The sequence below is a fragment of the Chamaesiphon sp. OTE_20_metabat_361 genome, from assembly GCF_031364565.1.
The window spans coordinates 1-1,892 of the sequence record NZ_JANLWO010000609.1 but is presented as its reverse complement, the minus strand read 5'-3'; the positions used below and the strand labels follow the sequence as shown (position 1 = coordinate 1,892).

At 44.5% G+C, this 1,892-nt stretch carries 3 protein-coding genes; 1 reads left to right on the top strand and 2 read right to left on the bottom strand.

Features of this window, described 5'->3' with window-relative positions:
* The coding region (locus RMO35_RS17495) for an AraC family transcriptional regulator (protein WP_396135693.1) at positions 1 to 596 on the bottom strand (596 nt) is incomplete at its 3' end.
* Between the two features lie 253 nt (positions 597 to 849).
* Positions 850 to 1,191, bottom strand: coding sequence for a helix-turn-helix domain-containing protein (locus tag RMO35_RS17490; protein WP_309742614.1), 342 nt, complete (start codon positions 1,189 to 1,191; stop codon positions 850 to 852).
* Positions 1,192 to 1,300: 109 nt separating this feature from the next.
* On the opposite strand from RMO35_RS17490, the gene RMO35_RS17485 reads away from it, so the two are divergent.
* Positions 1,301 to 1,892, top strand: a 592-nt coding sequence (locus RMO35_RS17485) for an SDR family NAD(P)-dependent oxidoreductase (RefSeq protein WP_309742612.1), incomplete at its 3' end; no start/stop codon positions are given.

Genomic DNA, 1,892 nt, shown 5'->3' with positions numbered 1-1,892 from the left:
AGCACCAGCTTGAGGCGTTTTTCACCCAGTCCGCCATTTACCTGCTGTGGTTGGGGTCGCTCTTGGCAATAGGTTCTGAGCAGATTTAGCATGAAGAGGTTGCCCAATGATTCGCTGTAGAGTTTGCCGCCTAAGCCTTGCTGTTGCATTTCGGCGTGGTAATTTCTAGCTATCGATTCAAACTGAGGATTTCTGTCGAACACTACAGGCTTGAGTTCTAACCGTTCTGAGTTAGCACAACCATTTTCAGCGGCGATTTCCTGAAAGTAGAGCGGATCGATCTGAAACATAATTGTTTCATCTGTTGTGTCCCATGCCCACTCACCAGGTGTATTGTCTGCTGTTGCCAGCCATAACGATCCTGTTGGATTTATTCCATCATATTCCTGCTTACCCAGACGAGTCACTTGGCGAGTGCTGTGCTGTCCGATATTGACTCCAATTAGATGATGCGTCAGTGCAGGTATAGCAAGTTCACTGGGTTCATCGAACTCATGCCGAATAACTAAACCACCATTCCCGATTATCATTGTTTCCATCACCCAGCTTTCAGGGATAAAGTCAGACGGATGGACAGGTTGGGAACTGTTGGTCATGGAAATGTAACTGTTGCGATAATCCTTGCTAGTAAATAATTATAGCCCGATCGAGGATGTAAATTTATTGGACAAATTTTAGTCGATTATCGATCGTAGGCTATGCCAACACAAGAATAGACTATTTTCCCCAAGAATGTACAAGAACTAAAAGATTCGATCGGTTATTGTGAATTTGCCACTCACAGTAATCGCCAAATTACCAATATGAATAATCTGAAATCAACTCTCAATTCTACATCTATTAAATTGCTTATTTTTTACCTTCAGCGTCCATTTGATTGAGATGTTCTTCACCCCACTTGCACAACATCTTCAAAACAGGTTGCAGACTTTTACCATGTTCCGTAAAAGCATAATCTACCTTGGGTGGCATCTCCCCATAGTCATGACGCTGAACGATCCCATCTTTTTCTAGATCGCGGAGTTGTTGAATCAGCACCTTTTCACTAATTGCTGGAATTAGCCGTTTCAACTCACTCAAACGTTGAGGTCGCTCGCGAATATTCCATAAAATCAAGATTTTCCATTTGCCACCTAGTATGCCCAAAGTGGTTTGGACGAATCTTCTGCCATCTACTTGTTTTGTTGTCATCTGAATTTCTCAACACACTTACAAAAAAGTAAGTACTTCCCAAAAAGTAAGTATCAAGTATACCGTAGTAATTAAGTCAAATCCAAATTTATATTAGGAGGCTAGCAGCATGTCATCATTAACCGGAAAAGTCGCAGTTGTCACCGCTTCATCGCGGGGAATCGGTCGATCGATTGCGTTGCGGTTGGGACGAGATGGGGCAGCAGTAGCGGTTAACTATGTTGCTTCACCGGAAAAAGCCGAAGCTGTAGTCAAAGAAATTATTGCTGGTGGCGGACGATCGATCGCAATTCAGGGCAGTGTGGCGGATCGAGCCGATGTGACGCGATTATTTGATGAGACGGAGAAGCAATTAGGATCGATCGATATTGTAGTCAATGTGGCAGGAGCAGCATCATATAAGCTTCATACTGACCTAACTGATGAGGATTTGGACAAAGTATTTGCGGTGAATGTTAAAGGTGCGGTGTACATGCTGCAAGCCGCCGCTCATCGCGTCAAAGATGGCGGAAGGATCGTTCAATTTTCGACTGGAGCGACCAAGCAGCCGCGAATTACTGGTGGGTTATATGCTGCAAGTAAGGCCGCTGGCGAACAATTTGCCTTTGCTTTGGCAAAAGAGATCGGGCAGCGTCAGGTGACGGTAAATGTGGTTTCACCTGGAGTTACCGACACAGATGGTTTGATTTTGCCCCAACCCG

Bases quoted from the DNA above. Each gene is read 5' to 3' on its own strand.
- RMO35_RS17490 (WP_309742614.1), bottom strand. From the start codon at position 1,191: ATGACAACAAAACAAGTAGATGGCAGAAGATTCGTCCAAACCACTTTG.